A 20,567-nucleotide genomic window follows, 5' to 3' on the forward strand; every position below is an offset into this window, starting at 1 on the left:
GGGACGAAGCCATGCGCTTTTCCGATCTGACTCAACGTATCGCCGGTGATGGCGCTGCCGCCTGGGATATTCACTACCGCGCCCTGGCACTGCGCGAGCAGGGCCAGGACATTTTGCTGCTGTCCGTGGGCGACCCGGATTTCGACACGCCACAGCCCATCGTGCAGGGTGCCATCGACAGCCTGCTGAGCGGCAACACCCATTACGCCGAGGTGCGCGGCAAGCGTGCCCTGCGTGAAGCCATCGCCAGGCGTCATCAACAACGCAGCGGCCAAGCCGTTTCGGCCGATCAGGTGACCGTACTGGCCGGGGCGCAATGTGCGCTGTTCAGCGTCGCCCAGTGTGTGCTCAATCCCGGTGACGAGGTGATAGTCGCCGAACCGATGTACGTCACCTACGAAGCCGTGTTCGGTGCCTGCGGCGCCGTGGTGGTGCCGGTGCCGGTGCGTTCGGAAAACGGCTTTCGCGTATTGCCTGAAGATGTCGCCGCGCGCATCACGCCACGCACCCGGGCCCTGGCGCTGAACAGTCCGCACAACCCGTCCGGCGCCAGCCTGCCGCGCAGCACCTGGGCCGCTCTGGCCGAATTGTGCATCGGCCACGACCTGTGGCTGATTTCCGACGAGGTCTACAGCGAACTGCTGTTCGAAGGCGAGCACGTCAGCCCGGCGAGCCTGCCGGGCATGGCCGAGCGCACCGCGACCCTCAACAGCCTGTCGAAATCCCACGCCATGACCGGCTGGCGCGTTGGCTGGGTGGTGGCGCCACCGTCCCTCGCTGCGCACTTGGAAAACCTTGCACTGTGCATGCTCTACGGCTCGCCGGATTTCATTCAGGACGCTGCCGTGGTGGCCCTGGAAAGCAACCTGCCGGAACTGGAGGCCATGCGCGAAGCCTATCGCCAGCGTCGCGATCTGGTATGCGACAGCCTGGCCGATTGCCCCGGGGTGCGGGCGTTGAAACCTGACGGCGGCATGTTCGTGATGCTCGATATCCGCCAGACCGGGCTCAACGCTCAGGCGTTTGCCGACCGTCTGCTGGATCGCCACGGTGTGTCGGTATTGGCCGGCGAGGCCTTTGGTCCGAGCGCGGCGGGACACATTCGCCTCGGTCTGGTGGTCGGTGCCGAACCGTTGCGCGATGCCTGCCAGCGCATTGCCCGTTGTGCCCGAGAACTGATGGAGGCTCAGGTTCATGCTTAATCACAATGCACTGTTTATTGATGGCCGCTGGCAAAAACCGTCGGGGCAGGGCATCGCCGAGGTGATCAACCCGGCCACGGAAGAAGTGGCTGGCAGCGTGCCGCTGGGCGATGAGCGCGATGTTGAAAACGCCGTGGCGGCTGCACGCCGGGCCTTCGATTCATGGTCACGCACACCCTCCAGCGTGCGTGCCGGTTACATTCGCGCCCTGGCCGGGCAATTGCGTGCCCGTGCTGATGAGATGGCCTCGGTCATCACCACTGAGTTGGGCATGCCGGTGCAATGGTGCCGCTCGGTGCAGGTCGACGGGCCGATCGCTGGCCTTGAGCAGTACGTCGAACTGGCTCATCTGATGGACGAGGTGCGCGAAGTCGGCAATTCGCTGGTGATCCGCGAGGCCGTGGGCGTCTGCGCGTTCATCAATCCGTGGAATTACCCGCTGCACCAGTTGATCGGCAAACTCGCCCCGGCTCTGGCCGCCGGTTGCACGGTGGTGGTCAAGCCGAGCCAGGAAACCCCGCTGCATGCCTTCCTGTTGGCGCAGATGATAGAAGACATCGGCTTGCCGGCCGGGGTGTTTAACCTGGTCAGCGGGCCGGGCTCGAAAGTTGGCGAAGCGCTGGCCAAACACCCTGACGTGGACATGGTGTCATTCACCGGCTCCACCGGCGCTGGCGTTCGCGTTGCGCAAGCGGCGGCGCCTTCGGTGAAACGGGTGTGCCTGGAACTGGGCGGCAAGTCGCCGCTGCTGATCGCCGAGGATGCGGACCTGGACGCGGCCGTGCGCTACGGCGTGCAGGACGTGATGATCAACTCCGGCCAGACCTGCACCGCGCTGACCCGCATGCTGCTGCCGGCCAGCCGTTATGCCCAAGCCGTGGAAATCGCCCTGCAGGAGACCCTGAGCCTGCGCATGGGCGATCCCCTCGACCCGCAAAGCTTCCTGGGACCTATGTGTTCAGCGGGGCAAAAACGCACCGTGCTCGATTACATCAAGGCCGGCCAACAGGAAGGCGCAAGGCTGCTGTGCGGCGGTGACGCGCCGTCGGCCTTCGAGCGCGGCTTCTATGTCAGCCCAACGCTGTTCGCCGATGTCGACAACCGCATGCGCATCGCCCAGGAAGAGATCTTCGGCCCGGTGCTGTGCCTGATTCCCTACACCGATGAAGCACAGGCGATCCAGATCGCCAACGACTCGCCGTTCGGCCTGTCCAGCGGCGTCTGGGCCGGCAGTGCCGAGCGTGCCTTGCACCTGGGCCGGCAGATGCGCGCCGGCCAGTGCTTCCTCAATGGCGCGGCGTTCAATTACCAGGCGCCGTTCGGTGGCTACAAACAATCGGGCAATGGCCGGGAGTGGGGTGAGGAGGGACTCAACGAGTTCGTCGAAGTGAAGGCGATCCAGGTGTGACGGTTGGCGATTCGAACGTTGTATGCACCGGGCCCTGGCCCGGTGTCTTGCGTGGTTTTGAACCGGTAATTCATTAGCTTTTTGATCAGGGGCAATGCAATGAGCGATAACAAAAACAAGATTACTCAAGCGAACCATGAATTCAGCTTCCCGCGCAGGGACTTCCTGAAGTACAGCGCGGCAGCCGCGGCGGTGGCCGGGGCGTTCTCCATGGGGCTGCCGTTTGGCGCCTTTGCCGGGGAGGCCACGCCAAAGCCGGGTGGCGTGTTGCGTCTGGGCCTGGCGGGTGGCAGCACCACGGACTCGAAAGATCCGGGTTCCTGGTCCGACACCTTCACCTTCGTCGGCTTCTCGGCGGTCTATAACACCCTGACCGAAATTGCCGTCGACGGCATGGCCATCCCCGAACTGGCCGAAAGCTGGACCTCGACCCCGGACGCGCGTGTCTGGACTTTCAAGATTCGTCAGGGCGTGACCTTCCACAATGGCAAGACCCTGACCGCCGAGGACGTGGTGGCGTCGATCCAGCATCACCTCGGCGAGAAATCCACCTCGGCGGCCAAGACCGTGCTGGGCGACGTGGCCAAGGTCAGCGCCAACGGCAGCGACAGCGTGGTGTTCGAACTGCACTCGGGCAACGCCGACTTCTCCTATGTGGTTGCCGATTACCACCTGGCAATCATGCCGAGCAAGGACGGCGCGGCGGACTGGCAGGCCGGCGCCGGTACCGGTGGCTATCGCCTCAAGGACTTCGAACCGGGCGTGCGCATGACCCTGGAACGCAGCCCCGATTACTGGAAACCGGGCCGCGCGCACTTCGCCAGCGCCGAGTTGATTGCGATCTCCGATGGCGCGGCACGGGTCAATGCGCTGGTCACCGGGCAGGTGGATGTGATCAACAAGGTCGACCTGAAAACCGTCGCGCTGCTCAAGCGCAACCCGAACCTGGTCATCGAAGAAACCAAAGGCGCCCAGCACTACACCTTTCCGATGCTCACCGACAGCCAGGTATTCCTGAACAACGACGTGCGCCTGGCGATGAAACACGCGATCAACCGCGAAACCCTGCTGGCTTCGGTGCTGCACGGCTATGGCCTGGTGGGCAACGACCACCCGATCCAGCCCGGCAGCCGCTTCATCAACACCGCACTGGAACAACGCACCTACGATCCGGACAAGTCGCGCTTCTACCTGAAGAAGGCCGGTCTGGATTCGCTCAAGGTGCGCCTGCAAGCCTCCGACGCGGCCTACACCGGCGCGGTGGACGCCTCGGTGCTGTTCAAGGAGCAGGCGCGTGCCGCCGGGATCGACATCGATGTGGTGCGCGAGCCGGCCGATGGCTTCTTCTCCAACGTGTGGATGAAGCAACCCTTCACCACCTCGTTCTGGTACAGCAGCCTGACCGCCGACCGCATGTTCAGTATTGGCTACGCCAAGGGTGCGGCGTGGAACGAAACCCACTGGGACAACCCGCGCTTCAATCAACTGCTCAACGCCGCTCGTGGCGAAATGAACGACCCACTGCGCCGCGAGATGTACAACGAAATGCAGGCGCTGTGCCGGGACGAGGGCGGGGCGATCGTGCCGCTGTTCGCCAGTTCCGTGGCGGCGCGTTCCAACAAGGTCGTTCATGGCGGGCAGACGGCGCCCTACGGTGAACTGGATGGCCTGCGGGTGATCGAGCGCTGGTGGCAGGCATAAACCGGAAAGTTGAACTGTGGAGATCAACTGTGGGAGCGAGCTTGCTCGCGATGACGGCAACACATTCAACATCAATGTTGGCTGACAGTCCGCTATCGCGAGCAAGCTCGCTCCCACAGGGGGTCGTGTTCCCACAGTAGAAATTTTCAGGATTATGCAAGCGTGCCCACTTTCAAGGAACTGCACGATGAGAAGTATTTTCAAGCTGTTGGGACAGCGCCTCGCATTAGGCCTGCTGTCCCTGTTCGCCGTTTCAGTGATCATCTTCCTGGCCGTCGGCATGCTCCCGGGCGACATTGCCCAGGCCATGCTCGGCCAGTCGGCCACCCCGGAAACCGTGGCGGCCTACCGGGCGCAACTGGGGCTGGATTTGCCGCCGCTGAGCCGTTTCGGCCACTGGATCTGGCAGCTGTTGCACGGTGATCTCGGTGTATCGCTGGCCAACCAGCGGCCCATCGCCGAACTGGTCGGCTCGCGCCTGGTAAACACCTTCAGCCTCGCCTTGCTGGCGGCCCTGGTGTCGGTGCCGCTGGCATTGTGTCTGGGGATGCTCGCCGCGCTGTACCGCAACAGCTGGTTCGACCGCTTGCTCAACACCTCGGCCCTGAGCGCGGTGTCGTTCCCCGAGTTCTTCGTTGCCTACATCCTGATCCTGGTGTTCGCGGTGAAGCTCAACTGGTTCCCGAGCATTTCCAACCTGGCGCCGGACGCTTCGTTGGGCACGGTACTGGAGCGCTCGGTGTTGCCGGTGGCGACCCTGAGCCTGGTGGTGATCGCGCAGATGATGCGCATGACCCGCGCCTCGTTGATCAACCTGCTGGCCAGCCCCTACATCGAAATGGCCCGGCTCAAGGGCATCAGCCAGTCGCGGATCATCTTGCGCCACGCCTTGCCCAATGCCCTGGCGCCCATTGTCAACGTGGTGGCGTTGAACCTGGCGTACCTGGTGGTCGGCGTGGTGGTGGTCGAAGTGGTGTTTGTCTATCCGGGGCTCGGCCAGTTGCTGGTGGACTCGGTGGCCAAACGCGACATCCCGGTGGTGCAGGCCTGCAGCCTGATCTTCGCCGCGACCTACATCCTGCTCAACACCAGCGCCGATGTGCTGTCGATTGCCAGCAACCCACGCCTGATGCATCCGAAGGGGTAGACCATGAGCCTGTTACGACACGTGTGGCGGGCGCCCCTGAGCGCCCAGTTCGGTTTGTTGATGATCCTGCTTTACGTGCTGGTGGCGGTGTTCGCGCCGGTGTTGGCGCCGTTTGGCGAAACCCAGGTGGTGGGCGAGGGCTTTGCGCCGTGGGGCGGGCAGTTCCTGTTGGGCACCGATAACCTGGGGCGCGACATGTTCAGCCGCCTGGTCTACGGCGCACGCAACACCCTGGGCATTGCCTTCCTCACTACGGTACTGGCGTTTTTGCTCGGTGGGTCCTGCGGCTTGATCGCGGCGATCAAGGGCGGCTGGGTCGATCAGGGTTTGTCGCGGGTGGTGGACATCCTCATGGCCATTCCACAACTGATCTTCGCCTTGCTGATCCTCAGCGTGGTGGGCACCACGGCGACGTCGCTGGTGTTGGTGATTGCGCTGCTGGATGCGACCCGGGTGTTTCGCCTGTCGCGCGCGGTGGCCATGAACGTGGTGGTGCAGGACTTCGTCGAAGCCGCGCGCCTGCGTGGTGAGGGCCTGTGCTGGCTGGTGACCCGCGAGGTGCTGCCCAACGCCGCGGCGCCGCTGATTGCCGAGTTCGGCCTGCGCTTCTGCTTTGTGTTCCTGTTCATCAGTGCGCTGTCGTTCCTCGGCCTGGGCATTCAACCGCCCACCGCCGACTGGGGCAGCATGGTGCGCGACAACGCCGTGCTGATCACCTTCGGCGATATCAGTCCGTTGCTGCCCGCCCTGGCCGTGGCCTTGATCACGGTCAGCGTCAACTTCGTCGTCGACTGGATGCTGCACAAATCCAGCGGCCTCAAGGAATGCTGAACATGACGACCACAAAACCTTTGCTGGAAATCCGCGACCTGCACATCGAAGGTCATTACGAAGACGCCTGGCATCCGCTGATCAAGGGCATCGATCTGACCCTGCAGCGAGGCGAGGTGCTGGGGCTGATCGGCGAGTCCGGCGCGGGCAAGTCGACCCTCGGACTGTCGGCCATGGGCTACACCCGCGACGGCTGCCGGATCACCGGTGGCTCGGTGCACTTCGACGGCATCGACCTGCTCAAGGCCAAGCCTGAAGCCCTGCGCAAACTGCGGGGACTGCGCATTGCCTATGTGGCACAGAGCGCGGCGGCCTCGTTCAACCCGGCCCATCGACTGATCGACCAGCACGTCGAAACCGCTGTGAAAAACGGCGGCATGAGCCGCGATCAGGCCATGCGTGACGCAGTGGAACTGTATCGGGTGTTGCGCCTGCCCAACCCCGAAACCATCGGCCAGCGCTATCCGCACCAGGTCTCCGGCGGCCAGTTGCAGCGGGTCATGACCGCGATGGCCATGGCTTGTCACCCGGACCTGATCATCTTCGACGAACCGACCACGGCGCTGGACGTCACCACCCAGATCGAAGTCCTCGCCGCCATTCGCGATGCCGTGGCGACCTATGGCAGCGCGGCGATCTACATCAGCCACGACCTGGCGGTGGTCGCGCAAATGGCCGACCGCATCATGGTGCTGCGCCACGGCAAACTGGTGGAAGAGGCCGAGACCCGCAAGATGCTCGGCGACCCGCAGGAGGACTACACCAAGTCGCTGTGGGCGGTGCGCAGTTTCCGCACCGAGCCCAAGGCCAGTCCGCAACAGGAACAACCGTTGCTGGAGCTGCGCAACAGCTGCGCCAGTTATGGCCGGCAACCGGTGCTGCACGACGTATCGTTGAAGCTGTATCGCGGCCAGACCCTGGCGGTGATCGGCGAATCCGGTAGCGGCAAGAGCTCCACGGCGCGGCTGATCACCGGCTTGCTGCCGCCGACTTACGGCCAGGTGCTGTACGACGGCGAACCCTTGCCGGCGGACTTCCGCCATCGCAGCAAGGAGCAACTGCGGCGTATCCAGATGATCTACCAGATCCCCGATACGGCGCTGAACCCGCGTCAGCGCATCGTCGATATCATCGGTCGGCCATTGACGTTTTATCTGGGCCTCAAGGGCAAGGCCATGCGTGCCCGGGTCGCCGAGTTGCTGGAAATGATCGAGCTCGACCCGGCGACCTTTATGGAGCGTCAACCCCGGGAACTGTCGGGCGGGCAGAAACAACGTATCTGCATCGCCAGGGCCCTGGCGGCGGATCCGCAACTGATCATCTGTGATGAAGTGACCTCGGCACTCGACCAACTGGTCGCCGAAGGCGTACTGAAATTGCTCAACCGCATCCAGCAGCAACTGGGTGTCGCCTACCTGTTCATCACCCACGATGTTGCTACAGTGCGGGCGATTGCCGATGAGGTATTGGTGATGCAACGGGGCAGGGTGGTGGACCACGGCTCGCGCAGCCAGATCTTCACCCCGCCGCATCAGGATTACACCGGGCTGCTGTTTTCTTCCGAACCGCAAATGGATCCCGACTGGCTCGACCGCTTGCTGGCCACGCGCGCTTGCACACCTTCAACCGATACGCTGGAAAAAGTCTAAGGAACCACCATGAAAGTACTGATCGTCCACGCTCACCCGGAGCCGCAATCCTTCACCGCCGCCCTGCGTGACCAGGCCGTCGCCACCCTCCAGGCTCAGGGCCACGAAGTGCAGGTCAGCGACCTGTACAAAATGAACTGGAACCCGGTGGCCAGCGACGCCGACTTCTCGAATCGGGAAAACCCCGAGTACCTGGTCTACGCCCTGGAACAACGCCTGGGCGTGAAGAGCCAGTCGCTGGCGCCGGACATCCAGGCCGAACTGGACAAACTGCTGTGGGCCGACCTGCTGATCCTCAACTTCCCGATCTTCTGGTTCTCCACCCCGGCCATGCTCAAGGGCTGGATCGACCGGGTGCTGGTGTCGGGCATCTGCTATGGCGGCAAGCGCTTCTACGATCAGGGTGGATTGGCCGGCAAGAAAGCACTGCTGACCGTGACCCTGGGTGGGCGTGAGCACATGTTCGGTGAGGGCGCGATCCACGGTCCGCTGGAGGACATGCTGCGGCCGATCCTGCGTGGCACGCTGGCTTACGTCGGCTTCGATGTGCTGGAGCCGTTTGTGGCCTGGCATGTGCCGTACATCAGCGAAGAGGCGCGCCAGCAATTTCTGGTTGATTACGGCCAGCGCCTGCAACACCTGAGTGATGATCAGCCGTTGGTGTTTCCGAAGTTGGCACAGTTCGATGACAAGCTCTATCCGTTGACCACCAATGCCTGATTAACACCCCAAGTCCTGTGGGAGCGAGCCTGCTCGCGAATACGGTGGCACAGTCAACATTGATGTCGGCTGACCCACCGCCTTCGCGAGCAGGCTCGCTCCCACAGTTTGATCTTCAGTGCGTTCGAATCCCCGCGCCATTGTTCTGAATACACGTCATACCTAGCTTTCGGCCTCATGCCCCTTCGGGGGATTGGCGCCTGATAAAAATGATGATGCCGGCGCGTTGTGTCGACGACCGGCTGGTGATGGAGATCGAGCCCACCGCCGGTCAGTAATCGGGTGGCTGATGGGGGCTGATCTAAACTCCTGTTGGGGGTGAGCCAGGTTCATCCGGAGGTCATCATGAAAAAATTGTCACCCATTAGCCTATGTCTCGCCTTGTCGGTTTTGAGCGCCCCGGGATGGGCGCAATCGGTGGTGCCGATGAAAGGGCAAAGTTCACAACAAACCCAGGCCGACATCAACGAATGCAACAGCATCGCCGCCAGCCAAAGCACCTCGACGGCTTCCACGCCTTCTGGCGGGCGGATCAAGGGTGCCGCTGTGGGGGCCGCCGCCGGCGCCGCTGGGGCCCAGGTGCGCGGCAATCAACGTGACGAGGTCTATGATCGTGTCGACGACGACACCAAACAGGACTATCGCCAGAACCGCGCCAAGGAGACGGCGGCAGCCGGTGCCGTGGTCGGTGCGTCACGTCAGCGCCAGGAACGCCGGGAGCAATCGAAAACCACCCAGGCGAACACCACGTCGGCTTACACCAGCTGTTTGCAGGGCAAGGGTTACCAGGTCAATCCTTGAATCAGGTACTGAACGGTGCCCCGCGGTGTTCTCCGGTTTATCGCGAGCAAGCTCGCTCCTGCAGTGGGGCATTGGCCGCTGGCGAAAATACAAACCCTGTAGGAGCGAGCTCGCTCGCGATGGTCGTCAACGATAACGCTGGCTGGCAGGTGCCCCGCGGTGCTCTCGGGTTTATCGCGAGCAAGCTCGCTCCTACAGTGGGGCATTGGCCGCTGGCGAAAATACAAACCCTGTAGGAGCGAGCTCGCTCGCGATGGTCGTCAACGATAACGCTGGCTGGCAGGTGCCCCGCGGTGTTCTCGGGTTTATCGCGAGCAAGCTCGCTCCTACAGAAGCACCCATCTGACAACCGTTCATCGGTGGACTACGCTGCGGTACGTACACTCGACCAGAAATTTATGAAGTAGGGATCTGACAGATGCGGAGCAGGCTGCTCGTTGTATTGTTCACTGTTTTCGGGTTGTTCTGGTCGTTGCAGCTGTGGGCCGAGGATTCACCAAAGGTGGCTGATGCGCCTGCTGAACTGAAAGTGGCCAACCGCAGTGTCATGGTGTTTCGCGCGACCCTCCTCGGTGAAGCCCCGGCCTCGCGGGTCAAACGGGCGAAAGCGGTGATCGGTGAGGCGCTGGACGAGGCCGACGACCTGAAGGTTACCCTCGACCCGATCATGACAAACTACATGGTGCTGCTGGGTTCTCGCCGCGCTTTCATCGTTACGCCCAAGGATTTCGACGCCACCGAATTCGACTCGGTGCAGCAAGCCGCGGAAGCTGCGGCTGAAAAACTGCGTCAGGTGGTGGCCGAAACCCAGGAAGCTCGCAGCCTGCACTTGATACTCCGCTCGGTGGGCGCCGCGCTGCTCGCCACCGGAGTCTATCTCGGCCTGCTCCTGGCCATGGTTTTTCTACGGCGCAAATTGCTGAAAAAACTGCCCGACCTGATGCATCGGCACACCCAGGCCCTGAAGGTCGGGCGGGTGCCGCTGATCGACGCCAACTTCCTCTATCCCTTGGTCAGCCGCGTGCTGGAAGTGCTGCGCTGGGTCATCGTGCTGCTGCTCACCTACGAGTGGCTGGGGTTTGTCCTGTCGCGTTTTCCCTATACCCGACCCTGGGGGGAAAGCCTTAACAACTATCTGCTGGAAGTCGCCGACTATTTGCTGCAAGGGATTCTCGGGGCCATCCCCGGGCTCGGCGTGGCGCTGGCGATCTTCTTCATTGCGCGAGGCGTGACCGTCTTCTCTCGCCGGATACTGCAGCGCATGGCCACGCCCGGCACCTTCAACTGGCTGAACCACGAAACCCTGAAGCCCACCCAGCGCCTGACGTCGCTGGCGATCTGGCTGTTTGCCCTGGCCATGGCTTATCCCTACTTGCCGGGTGCCGGAACCGATGCGTTCAAAGGCCTGTCGGTGCTGGTCGGCCTGATGATCTCGCTGGGTGCTTCCAGTGTCGTTGGGCAGGCGGCGGCCGGGTTGATCCTGACGTACACCCGAACCCTGCGCCCCGGTGAATTCGTGCGCATTGGCGAGCACGAAGGGACGGTCACTGAACTGGGCATGTTCACCACCAGCATTCGTACCGGCCTGGGCGAAGTACTGACCCTGCCCAACTCGATGATCACAGGCACCGTCACCAAGAACTACTCACGGGTGGTACAAGGCCCCGGTTATGTGGTCGACACAGTGGTCACCATTGGCTATGACACCCCCTGGCGACAGGTCGAAGGGATGTTGCTGGAAGCCGCCAGACGCACGCCCGGCGTCCTCGAAACCCCACCGCCGCAGGTGTTCCAGACGGCGTTGTCGGATTTCTACCCCGAGTACCGGCTGGTGGCCCAGGCCATCCCCAGCCAGCCGAGGCCGCGAGCGGTGCTGCTGAGCATGCTGCACGCCAACATCCAGGATGTGTTCAACGAGTACGGTGTGCAGATCATGTCGCCGCACTACCTGGGTGATCCGCAACAGGAGAAATGGGTGCCCAGGGACAAGTGGTACATGGCGCCGGCGCAAGAGTCGAAGGATACGTTGAAGTAATGGCAGGGGACTGACAGGGCGAGGACGCGCATTGCGGCAAGTGCGATGAGCGACCGGGGCCGGTCGCTCAGTTGCAGCGGTGTTAAAAAAGCATATAGGCGGATGCAGTCGTCTGATTCAGGTCGATCTCTCCGACCTCCAGCACTTCGTATTCTGCGCGCAGGCCGATGTTGCGAAAGACATCGAACTCCACGCCGACGCCGTAGGTCAGGTCAACCCCGGTATCGTCGTCGGTGGCATTGCCGTCGGCGTCCCAGGCGTGGGCACCGACACTGCCGAACAACCGCACCCGATCACCCAGCGGAAAGCCGACATGGGCGGCAGCCTGAGCCGACTTGCCGTCGAAATCGATGTTCTTGTCCTTGAATTGACCGAGATCAACGTAGGCACCTTCGAAGGCCAGATAGCTGTTGACGCGATAGCCGGCATAAACTTTGTAGCTGGTGTCCTCGTCGTCCAGCCGGGATTCTTCGGTCTGGATGCTGCTTACGCCAGCTCCAAGATACAAACCTTTGTCATCAGCGAGCGCCTGGAAAGACAGCAGCGATAGCAGTGAAGCGAAGCCAAGGTTTCGAAGTAGCATGTGTAGTGGAGTCCTTGTACAGGTTTGTCAGGTGTTAGGGTTCGGCGAGCATTTGAGGGGCCATGAGGCGTTAATAGAAGTCATTGATTGATATTTTCGGGTCGTCAGGCGGGCTGTTTGCCGGGCATTGAAAGTAGCGTCTTGCCAACGCCTGGACAGGCAGCGCGTTGGAGAACAACCAGCCTTGTGCCAACAGAACGCCCTCTGAAACCAGATGCGGCAGTTGCTCCGCAGTCTCGACACCTTCGGCCACGACCTTGAGTCTTAGCGACCTGGCCAACTGGGCAATGTGTCGCCACAGGGCATCCTCGGCCGCGATCCTGTCGCCGGCGATGAACGAGCGATCTATTTTCAGAATGTCGAAAGGCACTGAATCGAGGAGCGAGAGGTTGGAATAGCCGATACCGAAGTCGTCCACGGCGATGCGATGACCGCACGCACGAAGCCGTCGCAATTGCATGGCGGCAGGCTTCTGGTCGAGCATGGTTCTTTCGGTGATTTCAAAGGCCATGGCTGACACAGGCATGTTGTAGGTTGCCAGCACGCTGGCCACATAGTCTGGAAAGTCCGGGTCCTGAATATCCTGGGCGGACAGATTGACCGTAATGTAGAAATCCTTGCACGCCCAAAGGTAAGTGCTGTAATCCTCCGCTACTTGTCGAATCACCGAACGTGTCAGTTTGCGGATCAGGTCAGACTTCTCCGCCACCGCAATGAACACGTCCGCAGGCACAGGGGTGCCGTTGTCGCTCCAGTGGGACAGTGATTCGGCGCCAACCAGATAGCCTGTCGTCAAATTGACGATCGGCTGATAGTGAACGCCCAGCGTGTTGGCTTTCAGGGCTTTGCGAAGTCGTACGGCAGTAGAGGTGTAATGCCGTTGGATACACCTCGCGAGCAACAGCAGTGCTGCGAACAGGCACGCAAGGCCAATGAATAATTTGAATTTGAGACCTGTCAGGTAACTCGACGGAAGCGAAATGACCGAGATCAGTTCATTTCGGTTGCCTGCAAAGGCGATGAGGACCTTGTCTGCCGAGGCAACCAGTTCTTCAAGATGGAACGGCTTCAGCATCTGCAGGGGCTTGAGGCCTGTGGAGGCAATGGGTACTGCGCCGCCGGGACCGATGAGGTCCAGTTGCAGGTCCTCGGGAAACTTCAAGTTGTCGAGCAGGATCTTCTTGTTTGCCCAGACGTAGGTCGACTGTTCCGAGACGATGATAAAGTCGGTGTCCGCAGAAACGGCGTGGCCGGAATCGACCCAATAGGTTCGTCTTCCAACGGAGAACTTGCGCTTCTCATTACCGGCCAGTATCGACGGCAGTTCTTGTCCATAGGAGGAGCAGATCTTGCCATTGGGCAACTGGATTGCCGCTTGATCAACAAATCGCAGGTCTTTGACCAGGTCGGCCAGTTGTGAATACTGCTCGACGGAGCATTCCTGACCTGAGCGATCAAGATCGCCGAGGGCTTCCAGTACCTTGTCGATCTGCGCATTGGGCTCCACTTGAGCCGCACGCAGATCGGCATAAACGTTATTCAACTTCCGTGCAACGACTGACTCCGCCAGACCTGCGGCGCAGAACCATGCAGCCCAGCCCGCTGCAGCAATCAGACATACAGTGATTGCGTGCCTTGCAGATAACGCTTTATATACGGCAATCATCGAAAACCCCGAGGAATCATTATTTCACTGTGCACCTTGCAGTCGCGAGTTAAACCTCTTCAGTACCAGTCAATGACCCAGGCCAATACGATGCCGCTGACATAGGCACTCATGCACAGCATGATTTTTTGCTTGAGTGGCAGCGTGTTTATTCGATGAAGCATGCTTATCTCCTTGAGTGGGAAAACAAGCAATTGTCGGCATCCATGGCTAATCAACGGAAATTATTAATCCTCATTTTCAGGGGGTTGATGGAAACGCGCCAACGACCTGGTTGTATAGGGATGAGGTGGTATTCCTGGGCCTGGCTGAGTTGCGCCTGGCCGTTTCTGACGGTGTCTCTCCGTAAGCAGTCTGATAGGCCTTGGAAAAACGGCCCAGATGATGAAAGTTCCAGAACATGGCGGTTTCTGTCACGGTGGGCCATGTTTTATTGATCAGGTCACGGCGGGCACTGGCGAGTCTCAAGTTTCTGATGTAGGCGATTGGCGACATCCCGAATGTCTCGATAAAGCCAAAATGCAGGGTGCGTGTTGTAGTCTCAAGTTGCCTTACAAGCGACTTTATGGTGAGCGTTTTTTTGATATTGTCATGAATGTACTCGATGGCTTCTATCGCCACCTTCCGTCTGGTGGGGACTTTACGTTTAAAGCCGCCAGCGGGGGTCAATGATTGCAATACAGACGCAAGTACCGCAGTTTCAATCGTTGAACGATCTGCTTGAGCGTACTGTGGGGAAGCCGCGTCATTGATGTCGACACAGCAGGCGCTGATGGCTTGAATGGCAGACTGTATGAATTGAAAGTTATCAACCTGGTAGCTGTGTTTTGTTCTGTTCGCAAGTATGTCTTTGACAGGGTGAAGTTGGCGGCACCGGTCATAGTGCTCCAGTGTTGTGGTGATGGTGAACAGTGTTTCATTCGGTTCGCAGGTGTAATGCACCGATTCGTCGCTGTGCAGTACGATGATTTCGTCAGGCCGTAGTTTGTGATTGTTCACGACGGGGCGGCCAATCGGGGCCTGCGAGATGGCGAATGTGACGAATCCGGCGGGAACGGAACTGACCAGGGTGATGGATGAGTCGAACTCAAGGCGACTGCACTGCAGTTCAGGGCTGTGAAAGAGCTTGTGTTGCCGGATGCGCGCCTCATGCTCGGTCGGGATAAGGCTCATTTCCCAGTTGCCTATGGTTCTGTTCAGTTGGCTTGGCAAGGCAGTAGACAAATGAAAGATTTCATCGGGAGGTGCGATACTCATGAAATTGAAAGCTCACCTGTTGAATGATTAGGGTCAGGCAATGACTGTCCGTGCAGCGATGACGGTCACATGCCGGATGAAGGTACAGCCGCGTCGGGAGGGTTGTCAGAGTCCCCGGATTATTTCCAGTTCCGCTGAAAACGCGTAATTGCTGTGCGATGGTGAGTCGTCCAGTTGCTGTACGTTGCGCGGGTCAACCATCGGACTGAATATTTTCGACTGGGGTTTCATCGGGTCAATGGCTGCCGCTGTGAAGGAATAAAAGTCGTCAACACGGTAACCCGTTTTTACCTGATAGCCAGTTTTCACAGAATCCGGAGCCTTCTTGTTGGTTTCGACACTCGTCAATTTTGTACTGTAGATGCCCTTGTCGTCGGCCATGGCCTTGAGCGAAAGCAATAAACCAAACGACACGGTGACGAAGTTTTTCAGTAGCATCGAGGCGATTCCCTTATTTACAGTTCATTCAGGCAGAACCTAGTGTCAGCTGTATCTCTGCCACGACGTGGTCTGCAAATAATCTCACCCCGACTGCGCCTTCCAAAGTCAATAACTCATATTTACCAGGTCGTCGGAAGAGGCCAATCGCCGCTTGCGACGGCAAATACCGCGCTATTCAAAGTAATATGAGCGAGGTGGCGTAACTCATTCCGGTATCACTTTGTGGAGGCGAGAGGGCTGAATCACTGTCCTGCTCGTCCGCATGATACTCATTCTCACTATGAATTTTCAGATGCGATAGTTTCTGAGTTTCATCCGGGTTTGTTTGAATTTCATAATATTCAATGGTCGTGCTTTCAACGGAATGTTCGTCGTTCGCTAACGAACAAAAGGGCAGGGCAGACAGGAATAGAACCGCCAGGCATCCGAAGGTCGTCGATTTATTGCTGCGCAGGAAATGCATTGTTTTCACTTGATTCCCCTGTGTAGGGCATTGTCCCGGACGAGAATCAAGCAGGCTCGATTCCAGAGATTATTGGCGGGGGATTTTTTTCCGGGACGCCATCTGATTCAAGTCAATAACTGTTATTTTTATTGGGGGGGGATCTTTGATATGAGCCTGTGCCAGGCGAGTGCTGAGTCAATTAATGATTCATGCAGCGCAAACGGCCAAGATCATGTATGTAAAAGCATACGGCGTTTTTATTCTGCGTGGGAATCAATTCGTAGTTCAGAATGGCGCCTTCTTGCAAGACGTATTGGCGTCTGAAGAACAGGTCAGGGGTCTTTTCAATGGCAAAGAGTTCATTGTCCTGGCTGAGCTTGACGTTACTGATTTTGATCTGTACCTGCGTTTTGCTTTCTTTGATTATATTTGCCGAGATGGTTGCATTGCGGATTTTCCCATTCAGGCTTTCCAGCGTTGTCCCGGTGAGTCGACCATGCCCGATAGTGAGATATTCTTCGGTGTTGAGTTGATTGAGATCTTCCAGCCATTGCCGGGCCTTTGTTTGATAGCTGGTATTTTCCATGTAGTGCGAAGGAGAATAAAAAATGGAGAAAATACAGAGTGCATTGATCAAGGCGATAACCGGCCAGTGAACCGCTTGCGGAATCTCAAACTTCATAAGGTAACTTCCAAGCATTGACGAATCATCATGGCGAGGTCTTTTTCGGCGCTGTTTAATTGTAGATTTGCAGTGCTTAGATCCGGGCGAATGCACGAAACGGAATAGTTGGTTTTATACAGGTTGATCCAGACTTGCCCCTTCAGGTTGGGGGGAAGCTGTTCTGATTGTTTGGCCGATAGCTCCAACAACGCTTGTGCCTCGGCAAGATCATTGCCTACGGCGTGGATGATCAGTCCATTCTTGTCGACGCTGGATATTTCGATTTTTGGCGCTTCGAAGTCGAACTGAAAGATCGTCAAGGCAACGACTGCCAGGGTAGCGATATAAGCGATCAGTTGGGCCTTGGTAATGCGGGTGGATTTTTCGGTTTTACTCGAGGGCGCCAGCGACTCATCGCCATCCGGAGGCGGTCGTTGTCCAGGAGTGGCGGCGGGTGGCTGCACAGCTTCTTCTGAGGGAGCCGGTACGTCGGCTGCTGCATCGACGATAAAGTGCCGGTTGAAGCAATATCCCCGGCGAGGAACAGTCATCAGGATCTCGTGATCCCGACTGTCATTCAAAATGTTTCGTAGTGAGAAAACGGTTTGATTCAAACTGCCGGAAGCAACTACGCGGTCATTCCAGGTGTAGTCGATGATTTCATCGCGGCTTTTAGTGACACCCGGCTCCATCAGCAGCAGGTCCAATAGACGCGATTCGGCTCTGCCTAGCGTGGAATTCTGTACATCTCCATGGGGTGTTGTAAGGGAGAGCATGGCGCTGTCCGGGTCGAATATCGCCACGGCGCCATTTTTCAACTTGAAGGTGTAGCTCATAGAAATTTTCCGATCAGGCGGTACTGGCCTGAGTATAGGGGCCGGATTTGGCTCGGTACATTCTGGACTGGGAAGTGAACGAAGATGGGGACCGTGTGCAAGTCGCGCTGTGTGTCGCCTTTACATTGCGGGACCGGCTCGTTTCAGGAGCGTGCAGTGCGGTAAACAGCCCTGCCTGTCAGAGGCATCAGTTGAATCAGACAAAGGAAAAGCATTGCTGGATGACCCACGGTTTTTGATTTTGACAGCATGAATAATGCTTTGAATGGATGTTCTGCGCTATCCGAAAACTGCAAGCTCGGGCGGGTGGGTTTGCGCGGCGACTGGGTCTGAGCGGATTGCCTGCGCAGTCCAGACAAGGCTTTAGTCGCTCCCGAACGGGGCGAGAGTGTTCACAATACAAGTCAATGATTGTTGTTTGTGCGCCCGTTCAACGGCAGATTATTTTTGATTCCAATTAGCTTTGAACCGGGCTCGTTAGCGCTTTTAATGGATCTCGAGGAGCGTTGACACTCATCGCGTTCATGCGCGGCGTAAACGATCCTCACCTCTCGTTCAACGGCTTTTGCCCCGCGCCCTTCATGGAGGACGCGGGGTTTTTTTTGGTTTTTTTCACGCAAGCCCGGGAAATTGCAGGAGCTGGCTTGCCAGCGATGGTCGTCAACGATAACGCGGGTGACCTGATGAGCGCGGCGCACTTGAGTCCATCGCCAGCAGGCTGGCTCCTACAGTTTCAGCGTGGGCATGGTCCCCTGTGGGAGCTGGCTTGCCAGCGATGGTCGTCAACGATAACGCGTGTGACCTGATGAACGCGGCGCGCTTGAGTCCATCGCCAGCAGGCTGGCTCCTACAGTTTCAGCGTGGGCATGGTCCCCTGTGGGAGCTGGCTTGCCAGCGATGGTCGTTAACGATTACGCGTGTGAACTGGATGAGCGCGGCGCACTGGAGTCCATCGTCAGCAGGCTGGCTCCTACAGTTTCAGCGTGGGCATGGCCCCCTGTGGGAGCTGGCTTGCCAGCGATGGTCGTCAACGATAACGCGTGTGACCTGGATGAACGCGGCGCGCTTGAGTCCATCGCCAGCAGGCTGGCTCCTACAGTTTCAGCGTGGGCATGGTCCCCTGTGGGAGCTGGCTTGCCAGCGATGGTCGTCAACGATAACGCGTGTGACCTGGATGAACGCGGCGCACTGGAGTCCATCGCCAGCAGGCTGGCTCCTACAGGTTCCCGGGATGCGTGAAGAACCTTTTTTGCGGAGGGTATCGGCGTTACAGGCATTCCTGCGCAGCACGCTCGATGCTCGATGGCCTGAAGGTCGAGGCCAGCAATTGGCGCTCGTACAGATACACCTTGCCTCCATCCTGTGCCCTGTGGGTTTCCAGCACGGTGTCTACGGCAATTTTGCTCGAAACGACAACCCGGTAACTGCGTTCGCTGCCAGATACAACCGGGCTCATCGCGTTGTCCTTCAACTTCGGTACAAGGCAGTCGACATACTGCTCGGGCGATTTGTCCGTTTGCAACGATGAAGTCGGGCTGTTAGGGAAGGCGGTGCAACCGGCCAGGAGCCAGGAAGCGAGGATCACGACTGGAACACCTGCTAGGCGCATCGGTGAAGCCCTCAAATTCGAATCGGTTCGTTGAGTCATGGTGAAAAAGGTCGGCCAATGTTTCTGATCATTGTCGCCGCCGATCAAGGCAAGACATCGTAGCCACGCTGCTGCAGGCAGCTGCTATAGACGGAGTTGTTGGCGGTGACGCTTTGATCGCTCGCCGCATCATTCTGCCGGCGCGCCTGGCGTTGCCTGGAAGCCCCCACCACGGCACCGGCCGCCGCGGCACTGCGCGCGTGGTTCTGGCGATAGTCTTGCCGGGTGTCGTCGTCGATCTGGTCATAGACGTTTTCATGTTGGCGGCCCCGGACCTCGGCGGCAGTCGCCCCTGCTACGGCGGCGGTTGCGGCGCCCTTTACCCGACCACCGGTCGGCACGGTGCTTTGTACCGGATGTTGTGCGTTGGCCTGGGATTGGCAGGCACTGGTGTCCTGTTGGATGGTCTGGGAAGTCTGACCTTTGAGGGGGATCACCGTCACTGCCAGGGCGCTGGTGCTCGGCAACAGCATGAGCACCGCCAGGGTATGGGCCAGTATTTTCATGATGGGGTCTCACGTCAGGCGTCGGCACGGCTGACGGTTTTGTTAGAGAACAAGCGCGGTTCAAACCCCATGCCAGCCTGCGTGCGATGGGGTTTATCCGGGCATCAGTGCTTGAGGAGCAGGGCCTGCATATCGTCTGTCATGCTTTTGAGCGCGACCTTGAAGTCACTGGCAAGCACCGGCTGTTGGGCATTGTCGAGTGTCGCGCCAAACACCTTGCGAACGATCTTCGCGACCGGCATACCGGTCTTGGCATCGATCAGGTTGGCTTCGATGTACATCTCGGCAGTCTGATCCCGATGGCCGGTGGCTGCTTGTGTTGCCCCGACAATGGCGCCGATCGGAACGGCCTCATACCAGTGCATGCCTTCGTTGTTGGCGCTGACGTGAGTGATCGCCGCTTGCAGGATCAGCGATCGCGAATTGGTCGGTGCCAGTTGTGGATAAGGGACGATCGCATAGCGGCGGGAAAAGGCGAGTTTGACGCTGTTGCTGGCCATCAATTGCAGGTCTTGCAGGGTCTTCAGGCTGACGCGCGCGGTCGGCTTCGGCGACGGATACAGCTCCATCTGCCTGAACACCACAGTGGAGTACGCGCGAGGATCGAACCCCGGCGATACCCAGCGCAGGACCTTCTGTTCACTCGGCGTAGTTTGCTCCTCCAGGCCCTGGTAATTGCCCAGGAAGCCCGAGTATTGCTCCTGTTGCGCCACTTTCGAGACACAGCCGACCTGAAATACACAGCTCAAAGCAATACCCGCAATCCATTTATTCGACATGCCCATGTGTTCGGTTCTCACGTGATGAAAGTTGTCATTCGGGTACAGGTGTTTGCACGCCGGTCAATGCGGGCCGAATGCTGCCTGCAGCAGCGGGATAATCCGAATCAAAAACTCTCAAAAACCCTTAAACACACGGCCAGCGAGTGGCAGGGCCGGGTTGCACATCGATCACAGTTGCCTACGCTAACCCTGTGCTACCCGGCTCTGACCTCTACAGGTGAGTGAGAATGGATGTGAAAATACGG

Annotated in this window: 20 protein-coding genes; 10 read left to right on the forward strand and 10 right to left on the reverse strand. The window is 59.0% G+C overall.

The window, feature by feature from the left end; all coding sequences use genetic code 11:
* Positions 1 to 11: 11 nt before the first annotated feature.
* The 9 genes from Q8X48_RS24040 to Q8X48_RS24080 all read left to right on the forward strand — a co-directional run bounded on the left by Q8X48_RS24040 (position 12) and on the right by Q8X48_RS24080 (position 11,494).
* Positions 12 to 1,202, forward strand: a complete 1,191-nt coding sequence (locus tag Q8X48_RS24040; RefSeq protein ID WP_407801651.1) for a pyridoxal phosphate-dependent aminotransferase — start codon at positions 12 to 14, stop codon at positions 1,200 to 1,202.
* Positions 1,195 to 2,610 (forward strand): aldehyde dehydrogenase family protein, encoded by a 1,416-nt coding sequence (locus Q8X48_RS24045; RefSeq protein ID WP_407801652.1) that lies wholly within the window; start codon positions 1,195 to 1,197, stop codon positions 2,608 to 2,610. The genes Q8X48_RS24040 and Q8X48_RS24045 overlap by 8 nt, the downstream gene beginning before the upstream one ends.
* Before the next feature lie 99 nt (positions 2,611 to 2,709).
* Positions 2,710 to 4,311 carry an ABC transporter substrate-binding protein gene (locus tag Q8X48_RS24050; RefSeq protein WP_407801653.1) on the forward strand — a complete coding sequence of 534 codons (1,602 nt, stop codon included), beginning with the start codon at positions 2,710 to 2,712 and terminating at the stop codon, positions 4,309 to 4,311.
* A gap of 187 nt (positions 4,312 to 4,498) precedes the next feature.
* Complete coding sequence (locus Q8X48_RS24055) at positions 4,499 to 5,458, forward strand: ABC transporter permease (RefSeq protein ID WP_407801654.1); 960 nt, start codon at positions 4,499 to 4,501, stop codon at positions 5,456 to 5,458.
* A 3-nt stretch (positions 5,459 to 5,461) separates the two neighbouring features.
* Positions 5,462 to 6,289 carry an ABC transporter permease gene (locus Q8X48_RS24060; RefSeq protein ID WP_407801655.1) on the forward strand — a complete coding sequence of 276 codons (828 nt, stop codon included), beginning with the start codon at positions 5,462 to 5,464 and terminating at the stop codon, positions 6,287 to 6,289.
* Between the two features lie 2 nt (positions 6,290 to 6,291).
* Positions 6,292 to 7,938 carry an ABC transporter ATP-binding protein gene (locus Q8X48_RS24065; protein ID WP_407801656.1) on the forward strand — a complete coding sequence of 549 codons (1,647 nt, stop codon included), beginning with the start codon at positions 6,292 to 6,294 and terminating at the stop codon, positions 7,936 to 7,938.
* A 9-nt stretch (positions 7,939 to 7,947) separates the two neighbouring features.
* Positions 7,948 to 8,658 (forward strand): NAD(P)H-dependent oxidoreductase, encoded by a 711-nt coding sequence (locus Q8X48_RS24070; protein ID WP_407801657.1) that lies wholly within the window; start codon positions 7,948 to 7,950, stop codon positions 8,656 to 8,658.
* Positions 8,659 to 9,003: 345 nt separating this feature from the next.
* Entirely contained in the window at positions 9,004 to 9,459 is a 456-nt protein-coding gene (locus tag Q8X48_RS24075) for a YMGG-like glycine zipper-containing protein (protein ID WP_015095234.1), read from the forward strand.
* Positions 9,460 to 9,877: 418 nt separating this feature from the next.
* The gene (locus Q8X48_RS24080; protein ID WP_407801658.1) at positions 9,878 to 11,494 is read left to right on the forward strand and encodes a mechanosensitive ion channel family protein; all 1,617 of its coding nucleotides are present in this window, start codon (positions 9,878 to 9,880) and stop codon (positions 11,492 to 11,494) included.
* Positions 11,495 to 11,576: 82 nt separating this feature from the next.
* Here Q8X48_RS24080 and Q8X48_RS24085 read toward each other — a convergent pair whose 3' ends face one another.
* From Q8X48_RS24085 to Q8X48_RS24115, 7 genes are all read right to left on the reverse strand, one after another.
* Positions 11,577 to 12,077, reverse strand: a complete 501-nt coding sequence (locus tag Q8X48_RS24085; protein ID WP_007977864.1) for an outer membrane beta-barrel protein — start codon at positions 12,075 to 12,077, stop codon at positions 11,577 to 11,579.
* Positions 12,078 to 12,147: 70 nt separating this feature from the next.
* Positions 12,148 to 13,743: an EAL domain-containing protein gene (locus Q8X48_RS24090; RefSeq protein ID WP_407801659.1), complete on the reverse strand. Its 1,596-nt coding sequence runs from the start codon at positions 13,741 to 13,743 to the stop codon at positions 12,148 to 12,150.
* Positions 13,744 to 13,983: 240 nt separating this feature from the next.
* The gene (locus tag Q8X48_RS24095; protein WP_407801660.1) at positions 13,984 to 15,000 is read right to left on the reverse strand and encodes a helix-turn-helix domain-containing protein; all 1,017 of its coding nucleotides are present in this window, start codon (positions 14,998 to 15,000) and stop codon (positions 13,984 to 13,986) included.
* Positions 15,001 to 15,105: 105 nt separating this feature from the next.
* Positions 15,106 to 15,438 carry a hypothetical protein gene (locus Q8X48_RS24100; RefSeq protein WP_407801661.1) on the reverse strand — a complete coding sequence of 111 codons (333 nt, stop codon included), beginning with the start codon at positions 15,436 to 15,438 and terminating at the stop codon, positions 15,106 to 15,108.
* Positions 15,439 to 15,616: 178 nt separating this feature from the next.
* Positions 15,617 to 15,904: a hypothetical protein gene (locus tag Q8X48_RS24105; protein WP_407801701.1), complete on the reverse strand. Its 288-nt coding sequence runs from the start codon at positions 15,902 to 15,904 to the stop codon at positions 15,617 to 15,619.
* A gap of 181 nt (positions 15,905 to 16,085) precedes the next feature.
* Entirely contained in the window at positions 16,086 to 16,568 is a 483-nt protein-coding gene (locus Q8X48_RS24110) for a hypothetical protein (protein ID WP_126045943.1), read from the reverse strand.
* Positions 16,565 to 17,386 carry a winged helix-turn-helix domain-containing protein gene (locus Q8X48_RS24115; protein WP_407801662.1) on the reverse strand — a complete coding sequence of 274 codons (822 nt, stop codon included), beginning with the start codon at positions 17,384 to 17,386 and terminating at the stop codon, positions 16,565 to 16,567. Before Q8X48_RS24115 ends, Q8X48_RS24110 begins: the two co-directional genes overlap by 4 nt.
* A gap of 897 nt (positions 17,387 to 18,283) precedes the next feature.
* On the opposite strand from Q8X48_RS24115, the gene Q8X48_RS24120 reads away from it, so the two are divergent.
* On the forward strand, positions 18,284 to 18,625 hold the full coding sequence (locus Q8X48_RS24120) for a hypothetical protein (RefSeq protein WP_407802787.1): 342 nt from the start codon (positions 18,284 to 18,286) through the stop codon (positions 18,623 to 18,625).
* A 28-nt stretch (positions 18,626 to 18,653) separates the two neighbouring features.
* Here Q8X48_RS24120 and Q8X48_RS24125 read toward each other — a convergent pair whose 3' ends face one another.
* The 3 genes from Q8X48_RS24125 to Q8X48_RS24135 form a co-directional block, all read right to left on the reverse strand.
* Positions 18,654 to 18,995, reverse strand: coding sequence for a hypothetical protein (locus tag Q8X48_RS24125; RefSeq protein WP_407801703.1), 342 nt, complete (start codon positions 18,993 to 18,995; stop codon positions 18,654 to 18,656).
* A gap of 83 nt (positions 18,996 to 19,078) precedes the next feature.
* Positions 19,079 to 19,540, reverse strand: a complete 462-nt coding sequence (locus tag Q8X48_RS24130; RefSeq protein ID WP_407801663.1) for a hypothetical protein — start codon at positions 19,538 to 19,540, stop codon at positions 19,079 to 19,081.
* A 104-nt stretch (positions 19,541 to 19,644) separates the two neighbouring features.
* Complete coding sequence (locus Q8X48_RS24135; protein ID WP_126045939.1) at positions 19,645 to 20,325, reverse strand: DUF3313 domain-containing protein; 681 nt, start codon at positions 20,323 to 20,325, stop codon at positions 19,645 to 19,647.
* Positions 20,326 to 20,567 lie beyond the last annotated feature (242 nt).

The sequence above is a fragment of the Pseudomonas sp. QLc11A genome, assembly GCF_052112305.1.
Taxonomy (GTDB): Bacteria; Pseudomonadota; Gammaproteobacteria; order Pseudomonadales; family Pseudomonadaceae; genus Aquipseudomonas; species Aquipseudomonas laurylsulfatiphila.